Genomic DNA, 24,439 nt, shown 5'->3' with positions numbered 1-24,439 from the left:
TTTTTGCATCCCTCTAAATCTGATGCCTGTTATGATACGATTGAATAAACGAATGCCGACAACATGAATAAAACACCTGAGATTTTGGTTGCTTTTTCTAAAACACCCTCAAATCCCTTGGCTTTTTTCTTTCCAAATAAGGTCTCAGCACCACCTGCGATGGCTCCTGACATCCCGGCTGTTTTTCCTGGCGACAACAGTATTGCTGCAATCAGAACCAAGCTGGAAATCAGTAAAACGACCAGTAAAGCTTCTTTCATTAGTATCACCTCCGTAAATAATCGTGCACGTTATAATATCATAACCAAAAAACATTTTCAATCATAAAAAAAGTCCCAATCGAGACTTTTCCTATGTAAACGGTCACAGTTTTTGCATTTTTGCTTTATTTTTCCTTAATCAGGGTTTCTCCGGTCATTTGGGCCGGTTTAGCCAGCCCCATCAGATCCAGTAGCGTCGGGGCCACATCTGCCAGACGACCGTCGTCTCGCAAGGCAACATCGCCATCACCCAGTAGAAAACACTTAACCTGGTTGGAGGTATGGGCCGTAAACGGCATGTGGGTTTCGTAGTCGATCATTTTTTCGGCATTGCCGTGATCGGCAGTGACGATCACCTTCCCCCCTTTTGCCAGAATCGCATCGATGACTTTTTTGGCACAGGCATCCACCACTTCCACTGCCTTTTCGGCCGCTTCGAAAATGCCAGTATGTCCGACCATGTCGGCATTGGCAAAGTTAAGAATCATCAACTGATACTTCTCGCTTTCAACGGCCGCTACAGCTTTATCGGCCACTTCATAGGCACTCATTTCCGGCTGCAGGTCATAGGTAGCTACGTGAGGGGACGGTACCAGAATCCGGTCTTCCAGCGGATATTGTTTTTCCAGACCGCCATTGAAGAAATAGGTGACATGGGCGTACTTTTCGGTTTCGGCAATACGCAGTTGGGAAATACCCAGATTACTGAGATATTCGCCGAGGGTATTGTCAATCGTCACCGGTTTATAAGCAATTGCGACATTTTCAAAAGACTTATCGTATTGGGTCATAGTCACATAATAAAGCCCCAGATAGCCGGTTTTACGCTCAAATTCCTTAAACTCCGGATCGATAAAAGCCCGGGTAAGTTCTCTGGCCCGGTCGGGACGGAAATTAAAGAAGATGATGGTATCATTGGCCTTAATGGTTTTATCTTCGGTCGTGTCAATAATCGTCGGCAGCACAAACTCGTCAGTTATCTTGGCAGCATAGGTTTCTTCCATGACTTGGACGGCTGAGGCGGCATGGTTGCCAGTACCCACGGTCATGGCATCATAGGCTTTTTCGACCCGATCCCAGCGATTGTCCCGATCCATGGCATAGTAACGACCCATGATGGTGGCAATTTTGCCGACTCCCAATTCAGCCATCTTGGCTTCCAATGACTTGACATGGCCCAGGCCACTGTCAGGAGCCGTATCCCGGCCATCCATCAGACAGTGCACATAAACCCGATCTAATCCCTGTTTTTTGGCCAGATTCAATAAGGCGTAGAGATGACATTCATGACTGTGCACCCCACCATCAGACAACAGACCCATCAGGTGTAGGGCACCCCCCTTTTGTTTGGCCGATTTAATCCCAGCCAGAAACGCTTCATTGGTAAAAAAATCGCCATCTTCGATGGACTTGGTAATCCGAGTCAATTCCTGATACACGATCCGGCCAGCACCCAGGTTTAAATGACCGACTTCAGAATTACCCATCTGACCTTCGGGCAGACCAACGCCAAGGCCACTGGCAGTGATGAGGGTATGCGGGCAGTCCCGGGAGATGGTGTCAAGAAACGGAGTTTGGGCCTGTTCAACAGCATTGCCCTCGGTACATCTGGTAAAACCGTAGCCATCCAGAATAATCAGGGCCGTTAAATTTTTATTCATATGATCACACCTTTCGGTTGAAATATTTTATCTCCATAAAAAACTGACATCAAAGCGATCATTGTTCACTTCCGTTCGTTTGAAATTTCATCGACGTTTCGGGCGATCAATGATCGCCCCTACGAAATAATGCATGACGTTTGAGTATCAGTTAGGCATCGCAATAAATTTTTAGTTAGTAGGGGCGATTAGTAATCGCCCGCACCACGCAATTGATTTAAAACTAAAACTTCACAATCTCCGAGAAAGTCGGTTTAAGTGAGGCACCGCCAACCAGAGCGCCGTCGATGTTGTCCATGGCCATCAGGTCTTTGATGTTTTCGGGATTCACAGAACCGCCGTACTGAATCCGGACTTTTTGGGCAGCGTCTTCGCCAAACATTTTGGCAATCGTCTTTCGAACCCATCCGCAGGCTTCGTTAGCTTCTTCCTTGCTGGCTGTTTTACCGGTGCCGATGGCCCAGATTGGTTCATAGGCAACTACCACCTTGGTGATGTCATTAATGCCTTTGAGTCCGGCTTCCATCTGACCGACCACCTTGGCTTCCGCTTTGCCGCTCTCCCGTTCTTCCAGGGTTTCACCACAGCAGACAATTGGGGTAATCCCCAGGCTCAGAGCTTTAATGGCTTTTTTATTAACGGTTTCGTCTGTTTCGTTAAAATATTCCCGCCGTTCTGAGTGGCCAATCAAAACATATTTAACGCCGATAGCCTTTAGCATCTCACCAGAGACTTCCCCAGTATAAGCACCACTCTTTTCAAAATGCATATTTTGAGCACCAATACCAACATTAGAATCCTTAGCCAGTTCCACCGCTTTTTGCAGACCCAGATAGGTGGGACAAAAAACCACTTCCGCTTCGGCCCCGGCCACCAATGGCAACAGGGTATTCATCAATTTTTCGGTTTCGAAACTATCATTATTCATTTTCCAGTTTCCGGCAATAATTGGTTTTCGCATCGTTTTCTCCTTAGATTTGATTATTTAAGCTGTAATTTAAAGAATCGAACAAATATTGCTTTGATGTCGGTTTCGCAACCAGAAGAAATCGCTATGCGAGTTTCTTCTGGTTCACAGGCAGTCGCCAACTACAAGCCAGCTTATGATTGGCTCATTGCCTTCGTGAAAACAATTTAGTAACGTGTAGGCGAACAGGCGATAGACTGTTCGCCGTACAGTGTAGAAATTGTTTCGCGCAAACCGGCAGCGAAGCTCACGACAGTTTATTAATTACCTATTTGATTATTTATCCTGTAAGATTTCAATTCCGGGCAGTTTTTTACCTTCCAGGAATTCCAGTGAAGCACCACCCCCGGTAGAAATATGGCTCATGCCCTCTTCATAGCCAAGGATTTTTACTGCTGCTGCGGAATCACCACCGCCGATAATGGTAATCGCATCAGAATCAGACATCGCTTTGGCAACAGCTTCGGTTCCTTTGGCAAAAGCCGCCATTTCAAATACCCCCATGGGGCCGTTCCAGATCACAGTTTTAGCGCCCAGAATTGCTTTTGTAAAGCTAGCCGCCGTTACCGGGCCAATATCCAGTCCCATCGAACCGGCCGGGATGGCATTGATATCAACAACCACAAAAGACGCATCAGCCGCAAAGGCTTCAGCTGCGACCACATCCACTGGCAGTAACAGGTTGACGCCTTTGGCTTTGGCTTTTGCCACCAACTCGTTTGCCAGCTCCAACTTATCTTCTTCCAGCAGCGACTTGCCAATTTCATAGCCTTGAGCTTTCAGGAAGGTAAAGGCCATGCCGCCACCAATAATCAGGGTATCAACCTTTTCCAGCAGATTGTTAATGACTCCGATTTTGTCAGAAACCTTTGATCCACCAAGAATCGCCACAAAGGGCCGTTCCGGGTTTTCCAGAGCTTTTCCCATAAAATCCAGTTCTTTCTGAATCAGAAAACCCGAAACGCCCGGTAAAAACTCTGCGATCCCAACTGTTGAAGCATGCGCCCGATGAGCCGTTCCAAAGGCGTCATTGACAAAGACATCCCCCAGATCGGCCAGTTCTTTAGAAAAGCCCTGATCATTCTTCTCTTCTTCTGCCCGGAAACGGGTGTTTTGAAGCAACAGCACCTCACCGGGTTTCAGTCCCGCTGCGGCGGCAACCGTTACCGAACCGGTTACTGCGCCGTCATCATTGAAGATAACCGGTTTTTTTAGTAATTCCGACAGTTTCTTAGCAACCGGTTCCAACGAATATTTGGGATTTGGCTGATTTTTGGGGCGACCCATGTGAGACATTAAAATCAATGAAGCACCCTGTTCCAAAATATAATTAATCGTAGGTAAGGCGGCAGTGATCCGGGTTTCATCAGTGATGATGCCGTTTTCATCCAATGGCACATTGAAGTCCGCCCGCATTAATACTTTTTTTCCTTTTAAATCGATATCAGATACGGTTTTTTTACTCATCTTTTTATCCTCTCGGTTTCTCATTTGCTTTATAAACAATTTCAGAAGCAGTTGCAATGGTTTTGCAAAAGCTTCTGAAAAGTTTTTTGAATGAAATTTGTTTTTATACTCAGTTCAGCTGATTAAAATTTTGTGGCAACATATTCTGCCAAACGGATTAACTGGGCAGTATAGGACATTTCATTATCGTACCAGGCAATGATCTTAACCTGTTGTTTTCCACCTTCGACATTCATAACCCGGGTTAAGGTTGCATCAAAAAGAGAACCATATGACATTCCGATAATATCAGTCGAAACCACTTGCTCTTCGTTATAACCCATGGTTTCATTGGCGGCTGCCTTGACAGCGGCGTTAATTTCATCAGCGGTCACGTCTTTTTCCAGCACACAGGTCAGGTCAACCAGCGAGCCAGTGATGACTGGTACCCGTAATGCAAATCCATCCAGTTTGCCGTTTAAGGCTGGTAATACCTTGCCAACTGCGGCTGCAGCTCCAGTGGAAGTTGGAACGATATTTTGCGCGGCGGTACGGCCACGTCGTAAATCTTTATGTGGTGCATCCAGGGTTGCCTGGTCATTGGTATAGGCATGAACAGTGGTCATTAAACCGCTAACTAAACCAAAACTGTCATTTAATACCTTGGCTACCGGTGCTAAACAGTTGGTGGTACAGGAAGCCCCACTGATTACTGTTTCGGTACCATCGAGAATATTTTCATTAACATTGAAAACAATGGTTTTAACATCGCCTTTGGCTGGTGCAGAAATAATGACTTTTTTAGCGCCAGCTTTGATGTGTTTGCCAGCTCCATCTTTATCGGTGAAGAAGCCAGTTGATTCGATGACAACATCGACACCAATGGTGCCCCATGGTAAGTTTTCAGGATCTCTTTCAGCAAAGATTTTGATGGCTTTTCCATCAACCACCATGGTATCATCTTTTACTTCGATGGCATCCTGCTTGAATTTTCCCTGGGCGCTATCATATTTTAATAGGTACGCTAAGGTTTTTGCGTCGGTTAAATCATTGATAGCCACAACATCAAACGCCGGGTTATCTGCCATTAATCGGAATGCTAAACGACCAATTCTTCCAAAACCATTAATTGCTACTTTTACAGACATTTTATCTGCCTCCTTAAAATAATGTTTACTGAATATATACTCAGTCAGACACCCGCTATTTTGTGTCTGACATGGTTTGCAGTTTTCTTAAAATCTCTCTGGCTGCGCTTTCATCCGTGATCAGAACCATGTTTTCCCGAATCCGACTGACTGCAATAATCGCCTCGGCCTTGGTGACCCCACCGGCTACCGCAATGGCATGGGGTATTTTTTTAAAATTATCGGTGCCAATGCCAATGGTGCTGGATGGCGAAATAACCTGACCGTTAATGTCAAAGTAGTGACCAAAAGCTTCAGCTACAGCGCCCTGTTCCAGAATTTTTCGTTTTTCTGCTGTTGACAAATTTCGCCAGTCAGCCAGAACATCTGCCCGTCCCAAACCAAAGATGAAAATATCAATGTTATCCATCTTATTAAATACCCTTTTTATTTCCGGATAATCTTTTAATGCTTCCAGTAATCGCTGGTCGATGTTATCCGGCAAATGAAGCAGCTCGTAATTGGAATGTAATTTGAGGCCCATTTCAGCCACCACATTATTTGCCTGGGTGGAGTGGCTTTTTCCGATCCCACCCCGAGCTGGGATGACATATACATCAGGATAAAAGGCTTCCCGCATTTCATCAGCTACCGCCGCTGTACAGCTGCCGCCAGTTAATGCCAGGGTGTCTTTGTACTTCATCACCGATAACACATATTTTGCCCCGGACCGTCCCATAAATCGCAACACTTCATAGTTCATATCCATATCGCCGGGACAAATAATCACCCGTTTGAGATGGAGTCGATCCATTAGTTCCTTTTCCAGCTGTTCCAGACCATTATAGGTATAAAGCAGGCACTTCAGCTGGATCAAGGCTTCGTTGCCAGCATCAGTGATGACAACACCCTGTCGTTCCACCGAAACCAGCTTCTGGGTTTGGAAAAAATCGATCTCATTACGAACCTGACGCTCACTCATATCCAGAACAAATGCAAGATTTCTCCGTCCGATGGGCTGCTCACTGCTAATGGTTGACAAAATATTGTAACGCATTTCAATGAGACGATTCACTTCCGGAGCGACCAACTGTTGAAGTTCAATGACTTCCTTACTGATTTTTAATTGATTTGACACAGAATCACCCTTCTTTCGGATACATGCTCACTTTTGTCCCACTGGGACAAAATCATTATACCCCATTTTAAATTTAAAAACAAGTTAAAAAAAACCAAAAACTAAAAAGATAATCCCAAACCCAATTTTACGAAAACTGCAGGCATTTGTTAGTGATTTATCGGTAATTAGTTTTTGGTTATCAATCTACCGGTATTCTTTTCGTTTGGAGGATGGTTGGATCAAAAGCGCTTCCCGATATTTGGCAACGGTTCGCCTGGCCACATCCAGGTTTTTAGCCTGTAGTAATTCTGATATTCGCTGATCACTCAGGGGTTTTTTCTTATCTTCCTGATCAATCAGCTCTTGAATCAATCGTTTGATTGCATCGGAGGATCGGTCTTCCTCACCCTGTGAGTATCCCCGTTTAAAGAAAAACTTAAGCGCATAGGTGCCTTTCGGTGTTTGAATATACTTTCCGCGAATTGCCCGACTGACTGTCGACTCATGAACTTCAATGGTTTCAGCGATTGTCTTAAGGGTCAGTGGCCTTAAATCACCCACCCCTTCAAAGAAAAATCCCCGCTGGGATTCGGCGATGGCGGTAATCACTTTTTTTATCGTATCCCGCCGCTGTTCAATGCTTTTAATTAAAAAAGCCGCACTATCGAGCTTTTTTTCCAGATAAAGCTTGGTTTCATCATTTTTATCCGAATTTTTAAGGAGTCCTTTATAATAATTATTGATTCGCAGTCGAGGCGCCGACACATCATTGACCTTCACCACCAACTCATCATTGACAATTTCGATGCTCCCATCGGGAATGACGTACGAGACCCGCTCCGAACAGGAGAACTCCCGGCCGGGCTTTGGTTCCAGGGTTTTGATCACTTCTTTGAATTCATAGACATCTCCAATTGTTAAGCCGGTCTCCTGAGCAATCCGCTTAAATTGGTTATCAGCCAGATCAATTAAATGGTTTTTGACAATGTCCATGAACACTTCATCATCATCATACCCCATTTGACGCAATTGAATCAGCAAACACTCTTTTATGTCCCGACATCCCACCCCACTGGGATCAAATCCTTGAATAACGGCAATCATTTTTGAGATTGGCTCTTCAGCAACTTCCAGAATGTTTTTTACATAGTCCATATCAATCAGCAGGTAACCGTTATCATCAATACAGTCAATCAAATATTCACCAATCTGTTTTTCTTCTTCACTAAAGTCCTTTTCCTGCATGGTAAATTGAAAATGTAGATATTCGTTAAGGGTTTTTTCCTGGGACGTAAATTTTTCAAACCCATACTCATCATCATTGTCAGCAATCGGCTGAAGCTGACCCCGGTAATCAGCATTTTCCATACTATGAAAATACTCATCCCACTGGATTTCCTCCTTGGGCGGCGGCTCTGGATTTGGTTCTTCTTTAACCAAATCGCCTTTTAGTGGTCCGCCATCCTCGTTAATTGGTACCACTTCTTTAATGGACACTTCATTAAATTCCAATACCGGGTTCTCCATGATTTCGGTTTCGATCAAACCATTGAGTTCCATCGCTGTCAGCTGCAAAATCTCAATGGACTGACGCATCTCCTGGGTCATAATCAGTTTTTGGGTTTGGGTAATATTTAAATCAAATTTGATATTCATTTCTACACCTGATTACACTTTATTTCTAAAATCAAAAAAGACTAACTTTCGTTAGTCCAAGGTTGTCAATAAACTCCCGTACCGACCAATTGTTAATCTGTTGTTCGCTGCGGAATCGGACAGGCATTCGCCGTGTCCGCTCCGATGCGTACAACATGATCTAACAATTGTCGGTACTAGGTTAGCTTTTTGACAGTCTCAAACTAACTTTCGTTAGTCCTAATCATATCACAGTTTACTTGCGTTCTTCAATGTATTTGATCACATTTACAGCGGCAATGGCCCCATCAGCCGTAGCGGTAACCACTTGTCGCAGCGATTTTCGGCGAATGTCACCGGCGGCAAAGATGCCCGGAATGTTGGTATGCATTTCATCATCAGCAATCAGGTAGTCCCGGGCATCCCGTTCCAGCTGGCCCACAAACGCCTCTGAATTTGGCTTTTGACCAACAAAAACGAAAACGCCGTCAATGGGTACGTCAGTGCACTCACCGGAGACCACATTTTTAACGATAATGCTTTCAACCTGTCCGTTGCCTTTGATTTCCTCCACGACGCAGCTGAGCATCATCGATATTTTTTCATTCTCTCTAATCCGCTGCTGCAAAATTTTAGCACCCCGTAGCTCATCCCGGCGATGAATAATAATAATTTCACTGGCAAATTTTGTCAGGTATAAGGCTTCTTCCAAAGCGGTATCGCCACCGCCGATGACTGCCACCTTTAAGCCTTTGAAAAAGTTGGCATCGCAGGTGGCACAATAGGAAACCCCCATCCCGCGGAGTTCCCGTTCTCCTTTACAGCCAATCAGCTTGGGTTCTGCTCCGGTTGCCATGATGATGGTCTGGGTTTCCAGATTCCCGGCATCGGTTTTTACAATAAACCCCGAGACTGTTTGCTCAAAGCTGAGATAGGTTCGAGTGGCAAACTCTACCCCAAATTCTTCACACTGCTGACGCATCCGCTCAGTCAGACCGGGTCCAGTACTGTCCGGGGGTGAGCCCGGATAATTTTCAATTTCCCAGCTGGTGGCAATCTGTCCGCCAATGCCACCCTTTTCAATAATCAGAACCTTTAGTGCCCCCCGGGCAGCGTAGATCCCAGCTGCTAAACCGGCTGGTCCGGCGCCCACGATGATTGTATCATATTGCATCTTTACACCTCTTCATCTTTATGTTGCCCCGATAATCAGGGTTCTTCATTCATAATTTTACTGGTGGTGATAAATTCTTCCATCTGTTTTTCGTTCTCTTTGACGATTTCTTTTTTATACTCATCATATCGATTTTCTTTAACGATCTCAAGTGATCGGGTTTCCAGTTTCAAGTTCTTTACCACTTCAATCTGAACATCAATTTTTTCGGTAATTTCATCAATTCTTTTCTCAACAATTTGAATCTGTTCTTTGAGGAAGGACATGTAGTGAAGATAAACCTGACAAGCTGTGGCGGTAATCGATGCGGCCATATCCCGTTCATAATTTTTTCTGCTTTTCTCCAACTGATCTTCCAGATCCAGTTGTTTATCCATCTCTTCACTTAATTGTCTGGTCAACCCACCCAATATCATCATTTCGTTTTCTAGATTTTGATCTTTGTAGGAAAGCAACTTTCCTAAATGGAATTGAAATTTTTTCATAAGACGGCCTTCTTCATGGCTTCAATGCTGTCATCATAGAAACACTTTTCATCAACTTTTTGTTGTAGAAACTTATTAATGCCACCAATTTTCTTAATGGCAATGTCAAGCGACGGATTGGTTCCACTTTTATAGGCACCAATGCTGACCAGATCGTAGTTGGTATCATACACCGACATCATATTCCGCATGGAAGACGCTGCTTCCATCTGATCTTTACTAACGATGTTGGACATCAACCGGCTGACGCTGTTGAGCACGTCGATGGCCGGATAGTGATTTCTGGCGGCAATCTTACGGGAGAGGACGATGTGCCCATCTATAATCCCCCGGACAGTATCAGCTACCGGTTCGTTCATATCATCACCTTCAACCAATACGGTATAAATACCGGTGATCGAGCCGGTTTCAAAATTTCCGCTGCGTTCCAGAAGTTTTGGCATCATCGCATAGATGGACGGCGTATAACCCCGGGCTACCGGCGGTTCTCCGGTGGCCAGACCGATTTCCCGCTGCGCCATCGCAAAACGGGTCAGCGAATCCATCATCAGCAAAACATCATTACCCTGATCCTTAAAGTACTCGGCAATGGTCGTGGCTGTCAGGGCACATTTCATTCGCTGCATCGGTGGCTGATCCGAGGTCGCCACCACGATCACTGACCGTTCCAGACCGGCCTGACCCAGATCATTTTCCAGAAACTGCCGAACCTCCCGGCCTCGCTCGCCTACCAGGGCGATGACATTGACCTGGGCTTTAACGTTACGGGCAATCATTCCCATCAGGGTACTTTTACCGACGCCACTACCGGCAAAAATTCCCATTCTCTGTCCCTTACCAATCGTTAATAGACCATCGATCGCCTTCACCCCAAATTCCAGGATATCGTCGATACATGGTCGTGAAAAGGGATTTGCGCCAGTGCTGTTAATATCATAGGGCATCGTATCGTCAATGGGGCCACCCCCATCGATGGGTTCCCCCATGGCATTGACAACCCGACCAATCATACTATCTGACACACCAATCTTCAGGGACGATCCGGTCGGTTCCACAATATTTCCAAAACTGATTCCTTCTGGTTCTTCATAGGGCATCAGCAATACTTTATTGCCGCGAAACCCGACCACCTCCGCTAAAATATAGCGGTCGGCATTCTGATCGAAGATTTTACATAAATCACCAATGCTGCACTCCGGGCCCACTGATTCAATCATCATTCCCACAACTTTTTCAATTTTGCCAAAATAATGATAGGTTTCTGCCCGTTGAATGGCTTTGCAAATCTCAGATTTATTCATTTTTGCCTCCAGTTACGAACTCTGTTCGATGGCATTCTCCAATTGCTCTAATTGTACCGGCAGACTCATATCAATGACCGAATCATTGGTTTCCACCATGATCTTATCCTCATCCTTGAGAATAATCACTTTGGATTTTTTAGCCAGCTTCTTTAATTTTTCTGACATTTCTTTGTTTATATGGAGATCAAGGGTTTTCTGGTTTTCCGATAAATAGATTTTTAAATCCTCTTCATCGCCATGAATCACCTCATCAAAGAATTTTAAAAACAGATCCCGGTCTTCCTGAACCTGATGTTTCATAATTTTTTTGGCGATTTCAAAAGCGATATCCAGCAACTCCTGTTCCTGATTGGCTAACGCCTGCTGTCTTTCATTGCTGATCACTTCCAGCAACTGATTGATCTCCTGGAGCTTGTTGTCAATTTCGGTGGCGGCCTGGGTCATGCCTTCGTGAAGCCCTTCTTTTAAGCCAGCCTGAAAGCCCTCCTGGCTACCATCCCGAAATCCTTCTTCATGCCCTGTTGCATAGCCTTGGGAAAACCCTTCCTGATAACCGGTTTCCTGCGATTTTTCCTTAATCTCCTGGCTAGCCCGAATGGCTTCTTTCATCAGTTCATTGGCGGCGTGCATGGCTTCGACACTGTCATCATGGTCAATTTTACTTTCAGCGGTTTCGGGGTTTAAAACCGGTTGACCTTCGCTACTCTTTTCTGCTTCCGGTTGAACTGTCATTGGTATCACCACTGGGGCAGTTGTTTGAGATACCCATTTCGCTTTTACAATACTAGACAATGATCTCGTCCTTTCCACCCTTCGATGTTACGATTTCGCCTTCTTCTTCCAGTCGTCTGATCACCGAAACGATCTTCTGTTGGGCTTCTTCCACGTCACGAACCCGTACATTATGGAGGAATTCCATTTCACTCTTGACGGTTTCACCCATTCGCTGGGACATGTTGGCAAAAATTACATCTGCAACTCCCTTATTCGCCCCCTTAAGAGCAACAGACATTTCTTTGGTGTCGACTTCCTGCAGGAAGCGTTGAATCGACATTGAATCGAGAATGACAATATCTTCGAATACAAACATCCGCTTTCTGATTTCTTCAGACAGTTTGGCATCATTTTTACTGAGTTCATCAAAGATGTATTTTTCTGTACCACGATCAATATTGTTCATAATTTCAGCAATATAGTTGATACCGCCAACTTCCAGTAAATCGAAAGATACCACTGATTCAAATTTACGCTCAAGAATGGTTTCAACTTGTCTGATAATCTCCGGTGAGGTTCGATCCATCCGGGCAATCCGCTCCACCACTTCAACCCGAATACTCTTGGGCAGCTCAGAGATAATCGCCGAGGCCTGATCCGCCCGGGCATAGGATAACACTAACGCAATGGTTTGCGGATGCTCATTCATGATCATATTCATCAGGTTTTTATAGTCAGCCTTGCGGATAAACTCAAAGGCCTTGGTACGCAGGGTTTTGGTCACCCGCTCTAACAGAGCACTCCCCTGTTGAACACCAAAAGCCTTTTCCAGTACACTCCGGGCATACGTTATCCCGCCTTCAATATAGACCTTCTGGGCGACACAAAGACCATAAAACTCGTCAATAACCTGATCTGCCACCTCTGGCGGAACACTTTCCTGCCGGGTAATCTCATAGGTTAAGATTTCTATTTCATCTTCCTGTAAGTGTTTATAAATGCTGGAAGCAATATCGGCTCCCAGGGAAATAACCACCTGGGCTGCTTTTTGTCTTGGTGTTAGGGTAACGTCCATATTTGTCAACATCCTTCATTTATATGAATCTATTCGCTTTCATTCTTCAGCCACGATTTAAACAACTGCGCCGCAATTTCTGGATTTGTGGTGGCAAACTCTTTGATCTTTTCCTTTTTATCATCTTTAAGTGGATGGATTGGCTCAATTGGTTCCGTTTTGTCTGCTGCCAGCGCACCAAATAAATCATCTGTTTCGGTATCTTCACCGGTCGCAAAGGCATCTTCGATGTCTTTGCCTCGTTTGCCCCGTTTCTTTTTCTTTTCTTTGCCATCGCCCTTTTTCTTTTTGCCTCTTGTCAGCACAAACAACAGCACCAGTAACAGCAGCAATACCCCAGCACCAATTCCACCAAAGACCAGTAATCGCTCGGTAGTGAGAACCGGTTCTTCTACTGGCTCTTCTTCGGCCTGAGCAAATTCAAAGTTCCGCACGGTAACGCTTTGCGGGGTTACCCCGGCAGCAAAGGCCACCAGTTGCACCAAGTTCTCCCGGGCTACCGGAGTCATTGCCGGATCATTGATGGCAATCCCAATCGACACAGTTTCGATGGCCGGATCCAATTTTTCGGTTTGGGTAATTTCCTGACTTACCGAATAGGTGGTATTTTCATTGATTCCGGTAACAACACCGCCGTTGGTCAGAGCATTCTGGGCGTAGGTGGTGACATCCGTATTTCCAGTTGTTCCGGCAACACCGCCAACCGTTCCATCTTCGTTGGCAATCGCCATGCTGGACGATTCCTGGTTGATCACCCCAGAATTATCACCATCCGGCGACGGGGTGTAAACAGTCGCCTCCTGCTTAACGGCGTCAGTATTAAGGGTCGCCGTTACGGACACCTTGAACTGGGAAGGATCATAAGGTCCATCCAAAACGTTATTAACTTTCTGGGTAAGATCATTTTCAATCGCCTTGGTCAGCTTCATCTTGGCATCACCGCCTGTGGTGGTTGCCAAATTATTAACCAGGTCATTTCCATTACCATCAGTTAAAGCGATGTTATCTGTCGTCAGACCGGCCACAGACTTGGCAACCAGATTCTGAATACCCAGAATTTGCTGTTTTGTCAGGGTTGCTCCCGGATCAAGATGAATAATCACCGATGCGGTGGTCGCTTCAGTTTCCTGTAAATAAAAAACATTCTCCACCGGCACCGAAATCGTCACAATGGCATCGCTGACTCCGTCGAGAGTTTTAATGCTGGCACCAATCCGCTCCTGAAGCTGCATGTTTTCGTATTGCTTGCGCTCATAGTCGGTGGACAGCATACTGCTGTTGTCTTGAATGACGTAGTAACTTAATCCGTCTTTGGGATAGCCCGCCGTGGCCAGCTCCATACGAACCTGAGCCTCGTCTTCTTTTGGCACCATGATATTGCCACTGGCATCCAGCTTGACGTCCGCCTCCATCTCTGTCAGGGCGGCCATAATTTCAGTTGTTTCGGCCTGAGTCAGGTCTTCAAAAAGCGGCACGTACTCCTTGTAATTGAGCAGTGCAGTCAGTCCGATGGACGCCAATAAGACCAGTACAACCCCACCAATCAACAAAATCTTGACTTTTTTGGATGTTCCGGTCCATAGGTTTTTAATTTTCTCTAAGTAGCCCTTAATCTTCTCATTCATCGTCTTTATTTTTCCATCCAAAATATTTTATGTCAATCCCGATTATTAAATCCGTACATACAAAGAGGGGATACTGAACATCAAATAAAATTCTCCGATCGGCATCCTCCACCAGGTTTAAACGGTATTTCTTCAAGTTCAAGTTTACAAGCCGGTATTCATAACTGTCTGGTATGCTTCCAACACCTTATTACGGAGTTGAACCATGGTTTGCAGGGCTACATCCGCCTTTGCGGTGTTGATCATCATGGTGTGCATATCATCCATGTTACCAATGGAAAGATTGTAAGCATCAACCTTGGTGACGGCTTCAGTTTCTTCCACATTGTTAATTACATCATTTAAAATATTCTGAAAATCGCCAGCTACTCCGGTTTCTGAGGCTGTAGTTGTACTTGCAGCAGGGTTACCAGTAACCGAACCAATACCAGTTGTGCCCATAATTGAGGTCATTGGAACTATAAACATATTTTCCTCCTTTTATCGGCCAATTTCCAGGGCCTTTAAAACAATTGACTTGGTCGCATTAAAGGCCGTCACATTGGCTTCATAAGCCCGACTGGCGCCCATGGCATCCGTCATTTCCTGGGCGGTATTCACATTGGGATACATAACGTAGCCCTGGGCATTGGCATCGGGATGGGTGGGATCATAAACCGGTACCAAGGCTGATTCGTCTTCGATAACAGCCTCAACCTGAACGCCATCTTTTTGAACCACGCCAGTTGCTGTTTTTAAGGCATCCTGAAAGGTTCCGGTACTGACACTACTCAGCACGGTCATTTTTCGGCGATAGGGGCCACCAGCTTCGGTTCTGGTTACCTGGGCATTAGCAATATTCTGAGAAATAATATCCAGCCGATATTTTTGCGCCGTCATTCCTGAGCCGGAAATATTAAAAGTACTTAAGAAACTCATTATTATTTTCCTCCGTTAACCGCATATTTTAATCGGGAATAGGAGTCTGAGACTCCCCGAACCAGATAATAATACTGCAACACCGACTTGGACATATCAATATTTTCTGATTCCAGATCGACGTTATTTTCATCCAGACGACTGGAAGTCGCACCTTCATAGACGCTGATTTTTGAATTTTCGATGGACTCAATGCTTTCCATCTTGTCAAGAAAAGCGGTGGAACTTCCAGTGGAAGTGGTCTTTAGCTTATTTATTTCAGCCTTTAATGAATCTTCAAAGTTGACTTTTACCGCTTTATAGCCCGGTGTTTCAGAGTTGGCAATGTTATTGCTGGTAGCCTTTTGTCGTTGCCAGGTGCCATCCAAAGCTTTTTGATATAAGGCTGAGGTTATTGAATCACCAATCATCATGGCCTCCTTGTGTGCCGGTTTGATCACCAGCTGTATTTTCAAAATTATCTTGACTGATTGTTTTATTTAAAACTATTTTCGCATATGCTGCTACTAAATCGCAAATTACAATACTATCGTACTGTAACATGATACCATAATTTACCGGAAACGACAAATAAAAATATCCCCTAGCTTAGTTGTAATTAAGTTAGGTGTACTCATGCCAATCAATTACGCTAATTATTGTAAAGTTTATCGAAAATACTAGAAATCAATATCATAATATTATCATTCTGATAGTGTAACTCTATTATATTCTGTCACACAAAAAAAAGCAACCGCAGTTGCTTTTTTTACAAGACGTTAACTTCAATTTATTTCTTGGCATCCAGAAAGGTACCATAGCTTGGAGTCAAACTGATTTCGTAGTCGGCCACTTTTTGATTTTGCTGGTTTTTTTTCAAATCCTGTAAGGTTTTTTGCTGTTCTGATTTGATCAGCTGGATGCAGTTTTGATCCATATCGGTAATCAGTTTAATCAAACTGTCGATCTGCCCTTTTTCTTCAATTGTACAGATCTGATTTCCCTTAAGCCCTGTAAACTGATCTTCCATATTCTTTAATCGGAGCAGCAATTGATCCCGTTCTTCCAGGATTGTCGCCAGATTTTCCCAGTCCTCAATACTACTGAGAATTTCTTCACCTTTGGTTACATATTCTTTCAGAATAAGAACTTTTTCCTGGCATAATTCATGTGAATTAGCATTCATTTTAAAGTCCCCGGGATTTTACAGGGTTGCTGATTTTTTCTGCTTCCTTAAATGAGTCTTTCAGATCAACAATTAAGCCTAATAGACTTTGCATTAACTGAATATCACGGCTGGCATTAGCTTCTCCCAGTTTATTAAAAATAAAACTGTACATTTCATTGAGCTCAATTGAAATGGGGTACTGCATATCCAACGAAAGATTCAGTGAATTGATAACCTTTTGCGCTTTTGCAATACAATTGTATGCTTTTGCGAAACTATCCTTCTGAATTAGGATGATGCCCATTTTTACCTGTTTTTCTGCTTCTTCGAAAAGTTTGATGACCACTTCTCCTTTTGATAAGGATTCTATGGCATAGCGCTTTGATTCCTGATAAGCATTGGCATATTGCATTACGTTCTCCCCCTTTCCGAGCTTATGAACTTGATCCAAATGAGGTGATCATTGAGCTTTGGGTGTTTAATTGTTGAAGTGCTGTTTCTAAGGCTGAAAACTTATTCCAATAATAGGTTTCTTCCGTTTTTAGCTTTGTTTTTAAAGTGGCTATGCTCTTATTCGTTTTTGTGATTGTTTCAGTTATACTGTTTTCGGTATTCGAAAGGGTTGATTCGTAACCAGCCAATTCGATTAAAGAACCTCGAGATCCTTTAACGCCTGTCGTTTTTGCTGCACCATCAATAATAGAATTTAATTGATTAGCCAAACCTGTCGTGCTGGCGGTAAATAATTCTTTAATTTCAGCTCCCTTGGTCTTCAAGGCCGTATCAAGTTTTTCTTCATCAATTTTTAATTTACCATTTTCAGAATAACCAGATGAGGTGATCCCCATATTAAACAGGGTAATACCGCCACTAACTGCTGATCCGTACATCATGGACTGCATTTTTGAGGTAATTCCTTTTAAAACACTGTCACCTTGCAACAATCCAACCTTTGCCTTGGTTTCCCAAGCCGTAATTTCTTTTTCTGTCATCTCTTCTTTTTGAGCATCGGTTAATGGAGCATAATCAGAATCGGCATTTTCTTTTATCAGGCCATTCATCATGGAAATCATGTTGTTGTAATCAGTAACAAAGCTTTTTATGGTATCCTTTAATGCAATTGTATCCTCACTCATCGTGATTGTCAGTTTTTCATCCGTCGCAGTTTTTTCTAAAAGCTGGATTTTAACCCCGTTGACTTCAATTGAATTGGAGGTCCGGACAATGGATTGACCATTAACTTCCAGTATTGCATTTTTTCCGGCTTCAGATTTTGCACTTGTTCCTGCTGCTTCGCTTGAAAGATCCGCCAGACCAAAAGCGTTCATCAAAGTCCCAGTCGTATCTTTGACAACAATATTTTCACCAGCACCACTTTCCTTGGCTGTTAATGTAAATTTGTCAGTAATGTTAGAATAGGACATTGTAACACCAGCATCGCTGGCATTGACTTTGCTGATAACGCTCGAAAGTGAGTCGGTGGTTTTGAATGAGAAATTTTTTCCATTGATTGTGAATTTATATTCCCCATCCACAGCATTCGTACCTTTTAGCAACGGGAGCTCCGCCAGTGTTTTACTTGTGTTTAAACGATCCGTCTGACCATCGGTAAATCCTAATTGGGTTAGCGTGTCGTTGTCCGAATTAAGTGCACTGACCGTGAGCTGCGCTCCATCTGAAGAAAATCCGATTTTCCCATCCTCAAAAGACACATCAACAACCGGTACTCCGGCACTTTTTTCGCCAAATGCTGCAGTAATCTTATTTTGAAGTGCTACCTTTAAGCCTGTGCCATCTACCCCAACACTGTTTTTAAATTCCTGATCCAGGGTAATCGTCCGAACCTTACCATCCATTTTTAATAAAAACGACTTACTGGCTCCCCCTATACTAGTCAACAGATCCGAAACACTCGCATCATTTCCAGTCAGAGCTTTCGATGCACCCTCTACCCCTGTTATTGTCTGACTTGTGGCTAACTGGGTAATATTCGAAATCTCGATGTTTCCAGTCGTTGCGGCACTAGTTGTGGAAACTGAAATTTTTGTTGATGCTGTTGATGCTTTGACAGTATTATATAGTGATGCACTTCTAAAATTAGTTGTCGATAATATATCCAGATACTTGCTTTGGAATTCTTTCAAAGCTTTAGAAACACTTCGGTAGGCCGTTTGTTTCCATTCCATTTTTTGAACACTCTGTTGTTTTTTTGCAATTTTCGAACGACTTGAATTTGTCAAACTTTCAACTAAGGAGTCAGTGTCAAGACCAGATACCAGCCCAGCCATTCCAGTTTTTGCAGACAATGACGATACAGTGCTTGTTGATGAATTAACTGAAGTTGCCATTTTTATCCCTCCAAACTATAATTTAAACTCGTTTTATATTTTTGTATAGGTTATTTTCTGTTCACTATCTACAATATCGGCCCGCATCAAAAAAACTTTAGCCTTCTTTTTGATAAATAGACGGTTTGACATATTTAAAGTTATGCTCTACCGAGGCCAGCGATTCGCTTTGTCCGATAAAAAAGTAACCTCCCGGGAGTAGGGCATCATAGAATTTTTGCACCACACTGTTCTTGGTCGGTTTGTCAAAATAAATCATCACATTCCGGCAGAAAATGGCATGAAAGGGTTTTTTAAACTGGAATCGGGACAACAAATTGAAGTTCCGATAGGCCACGCCTTTGCGGATCGGCTCGGTCACGGACAGATATTCTTCATCATAATCTTTAAAATACTTCCGTTTCCATTCCATGGGAATCTTGGACAGCTCTTCTTTAGAATATACACCGGATTTAGCCGTCATTAATACCCGATCGGAAATGTCGGAAGCTAGAATGGTACTGTCCCAGGTGTTAAGCTTACTCCCCAGATAATCATGGGTAATCATGGCCAGGGTATACGGCTCCTGGCCCGAGGAACAACCAGCGCTCCAGACCCGCAGATCCCTGGTTTTGGTTGTTTCATCCACCCAAGGAAGCACCTGTTGTTTGTAGAAATCAAAATGTTCACTTTCCCGTAAAAAATAGGTATGATTGGTAGTCAGCTTATTTATGAGCACACTGATTTCATCATTTTTTTTATCGGTTTTTACATACTCAAAATAATCCATATAGTTGTCATAACCCAATTGGGAAACATAATGACTCAAACGGCCTTCAATCAGGTGTCGCTTTTTCCGTAAATCGACTCCATAATTGGAATGCACATAGGTTGTGATGGCCTGAAATTCGTCTTCCTTAAGTTTTATCATTTTCTTTACCTCGTGTTTTTTTGAACGCTTCTCAATAATGATCTAAAATCGCCGGGATATCAACAATCAGGCTGATGCTCCCATTTCCCAGAATTGTACAGCCGGCAATCCCCGAGTTTTTAATTGAATAATGGTTTAAATATTTAGGAATCGGCTTAACGACAATCTGATGTTTCTTGATCAGATCATCCATAAACAAACAGGCAAAGGTGTCGCCTGAATCCACTAACATCAGAATCCCATCTTCAATGTGAGTTTCGCATTTTTTATCTTCGAAAATATCATGGAGACGAATCAGCGGGTAGCATACCCCACGGATCATAACCATTTCGTTGTTATCCGGGTCTTTAATCAGTTGGTTAGCAGTAATCTTAAAGGTTTCCCGAATATTGCTGATGGGGATTTCATAAATATCTTCCCCTACCAGAACCTCCATCCCGGAAATAATTGATAAGGTCAAGGGAATTTTCAGGAAGATATTGGTGCCGGAGCCTTTTTCACTTTCGATGGAAATAGAGCCCCCAACCTTTTCAATATTCTTCTTAACCACATCCATCCCAACCCCACGACCAGAGAACTCCGTCACGGTTTCTTTGGTAGAGAAGCCAGGCGCCATGATCAGATTGAGAATTTCTTTTTCAGAATACTCTTCTTCGGGTTTAACCAGTAGCTTTTTCTCTTTGGCTTTTTCCAGAATCCCGTCTGGATCCAGCCCCTTGCCGTCATCACTAACTGAAATAATGATGTCGCCCCCAACATTCTGGGCTGAGAGAATAACCTTGCCCACTGGGTTCTTACCGACGGCAATTCGCTCTGCCGCACTTTCAAGGCCATGATCCATGGCATTTCGAACCAAGTGCATCAGTGGATCGGCAATACCATCGATTATGGTTTTGTCAACCTCGGTGCTTTCACCCATGGTAATAAATTCCACTTCTTTTTTTAACTTCTTGCCCACATCCCGGACAATCCGTTGCATTTTTTTAAAGGTGCCCGAAATGGGAATCATCCGAATGGACATAACAATATCCTGGAGTTCATCAGTCAGTTTCTGCAATTGGGTGGAAGCTTTCTCAAAACTTTCATCCCGCTTGCCCTCCATACCGACACTGCCAAAAACCATCGATTCAGTAATAACAATTTCCCCGATCAGATTCATCAGGGTATCGAGCTTATTCAGATCAACACTGATCAGATTCTGGACATTATTTTTTTGTTTATTGGCATCAACCACCTTTTCAGGTGTCTTTTTCCCAGTCTCAACCACTTCCGGTTTTGCTTCAATTTCTGGTTCGATAATTTCTTCCTGGGCACAATCCAAAAATTCGATACTTTTAACCGATAAAATACTCAGGGCAATATTTTCAATGGTTTCCTTATCGGCCGTGGTTTCAACATGACAAAAGAAGCCGTTCTTGAGAATAATGCCAGCAGCCTCAGGATTATTATTGAGTTGCTCTGGAACTGTTTTTGAGACCTTGCCAATGGATTCCAGTTTGTTAACCAGCATAAAGGCCCGGATATTTTCCATCTGGGAGTCTTCATTAAAACGGGTATGAATACAGTAAACATGTGGCTTGTCGTCGCTTGAAAGGCTCACTTCATGATCCGTATCTGCATCGTTTCGGGTCTCATCAAAATTCATATCGCCAAACAAATCATCTTCCATAGCCGCTGCCAATGTGATTGATTCATCATCTGATTGGTTTTCCATCGCTTGCGCCTGGGCTTGTTCAGGGGTTTCCGTCACCAAGCCTTTAATTCGATTTAAAAAGGCATCTGTTTCACCGGTTAATTCTTCGTTTTCATCCAGCAGGGTCTCGTTGTTCTTGATCTTTTCAACTTCTCCCTTTAAGAAGGTGGAGAAATTAAGTACCAGATCCATCAAATCCCCAAAGTCCTCCGGTTTGATGCCGTTTTCCCGAATAACGAAAAACAGATCCTCCAACTTATGGGCAGAATGTGCCAGCATGTCAAATTCCATCATGGCTGAAGACCCTTTGATGGTATGCATAATCCGGAAGATTTCATTAATGTCATCCGGTGTCAGTTCCGCATTGTCCTCAGATTGAAGTAATATTTCCTCTAATTGATCAAGCAGGGTTTCCGATTCAAAAATATACATCTCTAAAATGGAATCATTTCCAGAATCATAATTACTCATTTTGTCCATCCTTTATATACACGAAATTTTTGGCTTATTTTATTATATCGGGTTTTTAAGCTAAATGCACTTTATTTTTTTGATCGCTATTAATATACCCCTGTTTAGCAGACTTTATCAACATTTACAACCCATTTTCTGCAAATGTCCCGTATAAATTATTTGTCACATATTATATCGACTAAATCCCATTAATCCTTAGTATAATAAAAAGACGTTTGAAAATCGGTCAAAACTTTATCATTTCTGATCTTACCCGAAATAGCTACTGAAATGATTGATTATCTTTTGCTAATACAGTATAATCGTAACTAACATAAATACACTGCCACTTCTCACATTACAAATGTTAATTTAAATTGGAAGGAGCTCTCTGTTGGATAGTATCAAAATTACCTCTACCGTTTCCACCCCAAAAGTCACCGATATACCCAGTAAACATACCCCCAGTGATTCTATTTTTGACATCAATAACCTTGATAACACTGTTAAAATAGAACCGGTGTCAGAAAACTACCAAAAGGAGAGTTTCCGGGAAACCCTATTTCAAAATTTACAAAAAGAAATATTAAAGCCGCTGATGAACAGCACCACTGCTGAAGCCGATGCCCTGCGCAAGCTAGTGCTGATATCTGAGCTTTTTGAATCGTCTGCCGGTGCCATTCCCAAAGAAATTCTGGATGGTATTTTTATTAATTCCCAGGATCTCCTCAGCGAATTGCTGCTGCGGGATAAAACCGACTCGATCTTTAAGGGGGCTTTTTTTGACAGCCTTCGATCACTGGCTAAACAGGAAGGTTACCCCCAGTTAAAAGATGCCATTGTATCAATTCTTCGTCATTATGACGCCTATGTCAATCGCAACCAGACCCTCAATGGGATTTTTTTGGAAAGCAGCCGCTTATTAATGACCCTCCCCTCCAAGGAGCGGGCTCTACTTGAGCAACAACTGATCAAACTGGAGGCTGTATTAAGTAAATCAAACGGCCTTGAACAACCCAATCAGGAGCTGCAAAACCTGATCAATTTAAAGGCTGCCCAAAATGGTAAACTGGGTGACCAGCTTGAACAACGTCTGGCCCGGATTGAAGATCTGCTGCAATCTAAAAACCTCAACTACCAGGAAATCCAGCAACTGCTTAAAAATGAAACCATCCCCACCCTGCGGCAGATTTTGCAGACGCAAGCCTATAGTGATAAAACCTATCAGTCGGTGGCCACCATCATCGATCATATTGTCCGTTATGACAAAGGTAATCCCGAACAACTTGAAGCAGCAGTGTTGCGGTTTTCCCAGGCTTTAAAGCCGCTTTCCAACTTAACTGACAGTGATATTGTAGAAATGAAAAACCAGCTTTTTCGTCATGCTAAAGAGGCCGAGATTCTAGCCGAACGGCTGGAATCTTCTTCCCGAAATCCCGGTGAAGGTGAAAAGGTGGCCCTGGCTCAACTACTGGAACAGGCTCTGGATGAAAATAACTCCAGTAAAATCATCAATTCAGCTCACAGCCTGTTAGAAACCATGGTTCGGAACGAAAGCCCGATTCTTACGATTATGCACTTTTTGATTCCGCTGCGGTTTCTGGATGAAAACTCCTACGGCGAATTTTTTGTGGATAAAGACCCCGCCAAAAAAGGAGAAAAAGGAAAGGCCGAAAACGCCACCGATATCTTTTTCACCATCCAATCAGACCGCTATGGCAATTTTGAGGTGGAGTTGCTGGCCCGGGATAAAAACATTACCCTCAATATCAAATCACCCGCCCCTCTGGTGGAAACCTTAAAATCCACCCGTGAACAATTAAAAACCATCGTTGAGGAACAGGGTTATTCCCTAGCCGGTTATGGGGTTGGCGAATACACCCAAAGCCAGACTATCCTGCAGCGGTTTCCCAAACTGGCTTTTCGAAAGGTAGGACTCGATGTCACCATCTAAAAATAAAAAAACAAAGGCCGTCCATATTCAGGACGGCCAGATAAAAAAAAATACCAGCAACGATCAAAATGATCCGAACAAACCGCTAAAGGTAACCGCTCTGCGCTATGATCCGGAAAAAAATAATTCTCCGGTAATTGTTGCCGCCGGGACGGGTTTTGTCGCCCAGAATATATTAAACGTCGCTGAAGAAAACGGCATCCCCATTTACCACGATGACTCTGCTGCGACCCTGCTGTCCAAGCTGCAGATGGGTCAGGAAATACCCCCGGAGCTGTTTCAGATTGTGGTGAATATTTACGTCTCGCTGCTTAATTTAGCAGAGGGAACTGATGTGGGGGATCGGTTGTTTTGATCATTCAATATTTGAATCCATGTTTATTGTAAAATAAAAATGTAGAAAGTTGCAAAGTAAAAATCCAT

Annotated in this window: 23 protein-coding genes; 2 read left to right on the top strand and 21 right to left on the bottom strand. The window is 43.5% G+C overall.

The features are described from left to right. Positions 1-29 precede the first annotated feature (29 nt). The 21 genes from secG to BI182_RS01070 all read right to left on the bottom strand — a co-directional run bounded on the left by secG (position 30) and on the right by BI182_RS01070 (position 22,080). Positions 30-260, bottom strand: a complete 231-nt coding sequence (gene secG / locus BI182_RS01170; RefSeq protein WP_070370159.1) for a preprotein translocase subunit SecG — start codon at positions 258-260, stop codon at positions 30-32. A gap of 125 nt (positions 261-385) precedes the next feature. Beyond that, positions 386-1,921 (bottom strand): 2,3-bisphosphoglycerate-independent phosphoglycerate mutase, encoded by a 1,536-nt coding sequence (gene gpmI / locus BI182_RS01165; protein WP_286804956.1) that lies wholly within the window; start codon positions 1,919-1,921, stop codon positions 386-388. Between the two features lie 223 nt (positions 1,922-2,144). Further along, positions 2,145-2,882 (bottom strand): triose-phosphate isomerase, encoded by a 738-nt coding sequence (gene tpiA, locus BI182_RS01160; protein WP_286804954.1) that lies wholly within the window; start codon positions 2,880-2,882, stop codon positions 2,145-2,147. A gap of 282 nt (positions 2,883-3,164) precedes the next feature. Then, entirely contained in the window at positions 3,165-4,355 is a 1,191-nt protein-coding gene (locus tag BI182_RS01155) for a phosphoglycerate kinase (RefSeq protein WP_286804951.1), read from the bottom strand. 122 nt (positions 4,356-4,477) lie between these two features. After that, complete coding sequence (gap, locus tag BI182_RS01150) at positions 4,478-5,482, bottom strand: type I glyceraldehyde-3-phosphate dehydrogenase (RefSeq protein WP_148637529.1); 1,005 nt, start codon at positions 5,480-5,482, stop codon at positions 4,478-4,480. A gap of 55 nt (positions 5,483-5,537) precedes the next feature. After that, positions 5,538-6,599 (bottom strand): sugar-binding transcriptional regulator, encoded by a 1,062-nt coding sequence (locus BI182_RS01145; protein WP_084633486.1) that lies wholly within the window; start codon positions 6,597-6,599, stop codon positions 5,538-5,540. 186 nt (positions 6,600-6,785) lie between these two features. Further along, positions 6,786-8,237, bottom strand: a complete 1,452-nt coding sequence (gene rpoN / locus BI182_RS01140) for an RNA polymerase factor sigma-54 (protein WP_286804946.1) — start codon at positions 8,235-8,237, stop codon at positions 6,786-6,788. Between the two features lie 235 nt (positions 8,238-8,472). After that, complete coding sequence (trxB, locus tag BI182_RS01135) at positions 8,473-9,390, bottom strand: thioredoxin-disulfide reductase (protein WP_286804944.1); 918 nt, start codon at positions 9,388-9,390, stop codon at positions 8,473-8,475. A gap of 35 nt (positions 9,391-9,425) precedes the next feature. Continuing rightward, the gene (locus tag BI182_RS01130) at positions 9,426-9,875 is read right to left on the bottom strand and encodes a flagellar FliJ family protein (RefSeq protein WP_070370152.1); all 450 of its coding nucleotides are present in this window, start codon (positions 9,873-9,875) and stop codon (positions 9,426-9,428) included. Then, positions 9,872-11,176 carry a flagellar protein export ATPase FliI gene (gene fliI, locus BI182_RS01125; RefSeq protein ID WP_070370151.1) on the bottom strand — a complete coding sequence of 435 codons (1,305 nt, stop codon included), beginning with the start codon at positions 11,174-11,176 and terminating at the stop codon, positions 9,872-9,874. The genes BI182_RS01130 and fliI overlap by 4 nt, the downstream gene beginning before the upstream one ends. A 12-nt stretch (positions 11,177-11,188) precedes the next feature. Continuing rightward, positions 11,189-11,971: a FliH/SctL family protein gene (locus tag BI182_RS01120; protein ID WP_286804939.1), complete on the bottom strand. Its 783-nt coding sequence runs from the start codon at positions 11,969-11,971 to the stop codon at positions 11,189-11,191. Next, complete coding sequence (gene fliG / locus BI182_RS01115; protein WP_070370149.1) at positions 11,964-12,968, bottom strand: flagellar motor switch protein FliG; 1,005 nt, start codon at positions 12,966-12,968, stop codon at positions 11,964-11,966. The genes BI182_RS01120 and fliG overlap by 8 nt, the downstream gene beginning before the upstream one ends. A gap of 29 nt (positions 12,969-12,997) precedes the next feature. Continuing rightward, the gene (gene fliF, locus BI182_RS01110) at positions 12,998-14,593 is read right to left on the bottom strand and encodes a flagellar basal-body MS-ring/collar protein FliF (protein ID WP_286804936.1); all 1,596 of its coding nucleotides are present in this window, start codon (positions 14,591-14,593) and stop codon (positions 12,998-13,000) included. 144 nt (positions 14,594-14,737) lie between these two features. Beyond that, entirely contained in the window at positions 14,738-15,061 is a 324-nt protein-coding gene (gene fliE / locus BI182_RS01105; RefSeq protein ID WP_084633485.1) for a flagellar hook-basal body complex protein FliE, read from the bottom strand. 12 nt (positions 15,062-15,073) lie between these two features. Beyond that, positions 15,074-15,511: a flagellar basal body rod protein FlgC gene (gene flgC / locus BI182_RS01100; protein ID WP_070370147.1), complete on the bottom strand. Its 438-nt coding sequence runs from the start codon at positions 15,509-15,511 to the stop codon at positions 15,074-15,076. Positions 15,512-15,513: 2 nt separating this feature from the next. Then, positions 15,514-15,921 (bottom strand): flagellar basal body rod protein FlgB, encoded by a 408-nt coding sequence (gene flgB, locus BI182_RS01095; RefSeq protein WP_286804932.1) that lies wholly within the window; start codon positions 15,919-15,921, stop codon positions 15,514-15,516. 359 nt (positions 15,922-16,280) lie between these two features. After that, entirely contained in the window at positions 16,281-16,676 is a 396-nt protein-coding gene (locus BI182_RS01090) for a flagellar protein FliT (protein WP_286804930.1), read from the bottom strand. Between the two features lies 1 nt (position 16,677). Next, positions 16,678-17,070 (bottom strand): flagellar export chaperone FliS, encoded by a 393-nt coding sequence (locus BI182_RS01085; protein WP_286804929.1) that lies wholly within the window; start codon positions 17,068-17,070, stop codon positions 16,678-16,680. A gap of 22 nt (positions 17,071-17,092) precedes the next feature. Then, positions 17,093-19,006 carry a flagellar filament capping protein FliD gene (gene fliD / locus BI182_RS01080; protein WP_286804928.1) on the bottom strand — a complete coding sequence of 638 codons (1,914 nt, stop codon included), beginning with the start codon at positions 19,004-19,006 and terminating at the stop codon, positions 17,093-17,095. 97 nt (positions 19,007-19,103) lie between these two features. Next, positions 19,104-19,916: a CheR family methyltransferase gene (locus tag BI182_RS01075; RefSeq protein ID WP_070370142.1), complete on the bottom strand. Its 813-nt coding sequence runs from the start codon at positions 19,914-19,916 to the stop codon at positions 19,104-19,106. 31 nt (positions 19,917-19,947) lie between these two features. Next, on the bottom strand, positions 19,948-22,080 hold the full coding sequence (locus BI182_RS01070; RefSeq protein ID WP_286804926.1) for a chemotaxis protein CheA: 2,133 nt from the start codon (positions 22,078-22,080) through the stop codon (positions 19,948-19,950). A 376-nt stretch (positions 22,081-22,456) separates the two neighbouring features. Here BI182_RS01070 and BI182_RS01065 point away from each other — a divergent pair, with 376 nt between their 5' ends. Beyond that, a complete protein-coding gene (locus BI182_RS01065) occupies positions 22,457-24,016 on the top strand; it encodes a hypothetical protein (protein WP_286804924.1) in 1,560 nt (519 codons plus the stop codon). After that, positions 24,003-24,371, top strand: coding sequence for an EscU/YscU/HrcU family type III secretion system export apparatus switch protein (locus BI182_RS01060; RefSeq protein ID WP_286804922.1), 369 nt, complete (start codon positions 24,003-24,005; stop codon positions 24,369-24,371). The genes BI182_RS01065 and BI182_RS01060 overlap by 14 nt, the downstream gene beginning before the upstream one ends. Positions 24,372-24,439 lie beyond the last annotated feature (68 nt).

Origin of the sequence: Acetobacterium sp. MES1, assembly GCF_002237635.1 — a bacterium.
Lineage (GTDB): Bacteria > Bacillota > Clostridia > Eubacteriales > Eubacteriaceae > Acetobacterium > Acetobacterium wieringae.
Note: the sequence above shows the minus strand (reverse complement) of the source record. Positions and strands in the feature narration are given on the sequence as shown.

Excerpts from the sequence above, each read along its gene's own strand:
- BI182_RS01155 (WP_286804951.1), bottom strand. The coding sequence starts at position 4,355 with ATGAGTAAAAAAACCGTATCTGATATCGATTTAAAAGGAAAAAAAGTA.
- BI182_RS01090 (WP_286804930.1), bottom strand. The coding sequence starts at position 16,676 with ATGAATGCTAATTCACATGAATTATGCCAGGAAAAAGTTCTTATTCTG.
- gpmI (WP_286804956.1), bottom strand. The coding sequence starts at position 1,921 with ATGAATAAAAATTTAACGGCCCTGATTATTCTGGATGGCTACGGTTTT.
- flgC (WP_070370147.1), bottom strand. The coding sequence starts at position 15,511 with ATGAGTTTCTTAAGTACTTTTAATATTTCCGGCTCAGGAATGACGGCG.
- BI182_RS01060 (WP_286804922.1), top strand. The coding sequence starts at position 24,003 with ATGTCACCATCTAAAAATAAAAAAACAAAGGCCGTCCATATTCAGGAC.
- BI182_RS01085 (WP_286804929.1), bottom strand. The coding sequence starts at position 17,070 with ATGCAATATGCCAATGCTTATCAGGAATCAAAGCGCTATGCCATAGAA.
- BI182_RS01075 (WP_070370142.1), bottom strand. The coding sequence starts at position 19,916 with ATGATAAAACTTAAGGAAGACGAATTTCAGGCCATCACAACCTATGTG.
- BI182_RS01130 (WP_070370152.1), bottom strand. The coding sequence starts at position 9,875 with ATGAAAAAATTTCAATTCCATTTAGGAAAGTTGCTTTCCTACAAAGAT.
- flgB (WP_286804932.1), bottom strand. The coding sequence starts at position 15,921 with ATGATTGGTGATTCAATAACCTCAGCCTTATATCAAAAAGCTTTGGAT.
- rpoN (WP_286804946.1), bottom strand. The coding sequence starts at position 8,237 with ATGAATATCAAATTTGATTTAAATATTACCCAAACCCAAAAACTGATT.
- fliD (WP_286804928.1), bottom strand. The coding sequence starts at position 19,006 with ATGGCAACTTCAGTTAATTCATCAACAAGCACTGTATCGTCATTGTCT.
- gap (WP_148637529.1), bottom strand. The coding sequence starts at position 5,482 with ATGTCTGTAAAAGTAGCAATTAATGGTTTTGGAAGAATTGGTCGTTTA.
- fliG (WP_070370149.1), bottom strand. The coding sequence starts at position 12,968 with ATGGACGTTACCCTAACACCAAGACAAAAAGCAGCCCAGGTGGTTATT.
- fliE (WP_084633485.1), bottom strand. The coding sequence starts at position 15,061 with ATGTTTATAGTTCCAATGACCTCAATTATGGGCACAACTGGTATTGGT.
- fliI (WP_070370151.1), bottom strand. The coding sequence starts at position 11,176 with ATGAATAAATCTGAGATTTGCAAAGCCATTCAACGGGCAGAAACCTAT.
- trxB (WP_286804944.1), bottom strand. The coding sequence starts at position 9,390 with ATGCAATATGATACAATCATCGTGGGCGCCGGACCAGCCGGTTTAGCA.
- fliF (WP_286804936.1), bottom strand. The coding sequence starts at position 14,593 with ATGAATGAGAAGATTAAGGGCTACTTAGAGAAAATTAAAAACCTATGG.
- tpiA (WP_286804954.1), bottom strand. The coding sequence starts at position 2,882 with ATGCGAAAACCAATTATTGCCGGAAACTGGAAAATGAATAATGATAGT.
- secG (WP_070370159.1), bottom strand. The coding sequence starts at position 260 with ATGAAAGAAGCTTTACTGGTCGTTTTACTGATTTCCAGCTTGGTTCTG.
- BI182_RS01070 (WP_286804926.1), bottom strand. The coding sequence starts at position 22,080 with ATGAGTAATTATGATTCTGGAAATGATTCCATTTTAGAGATGTATATT.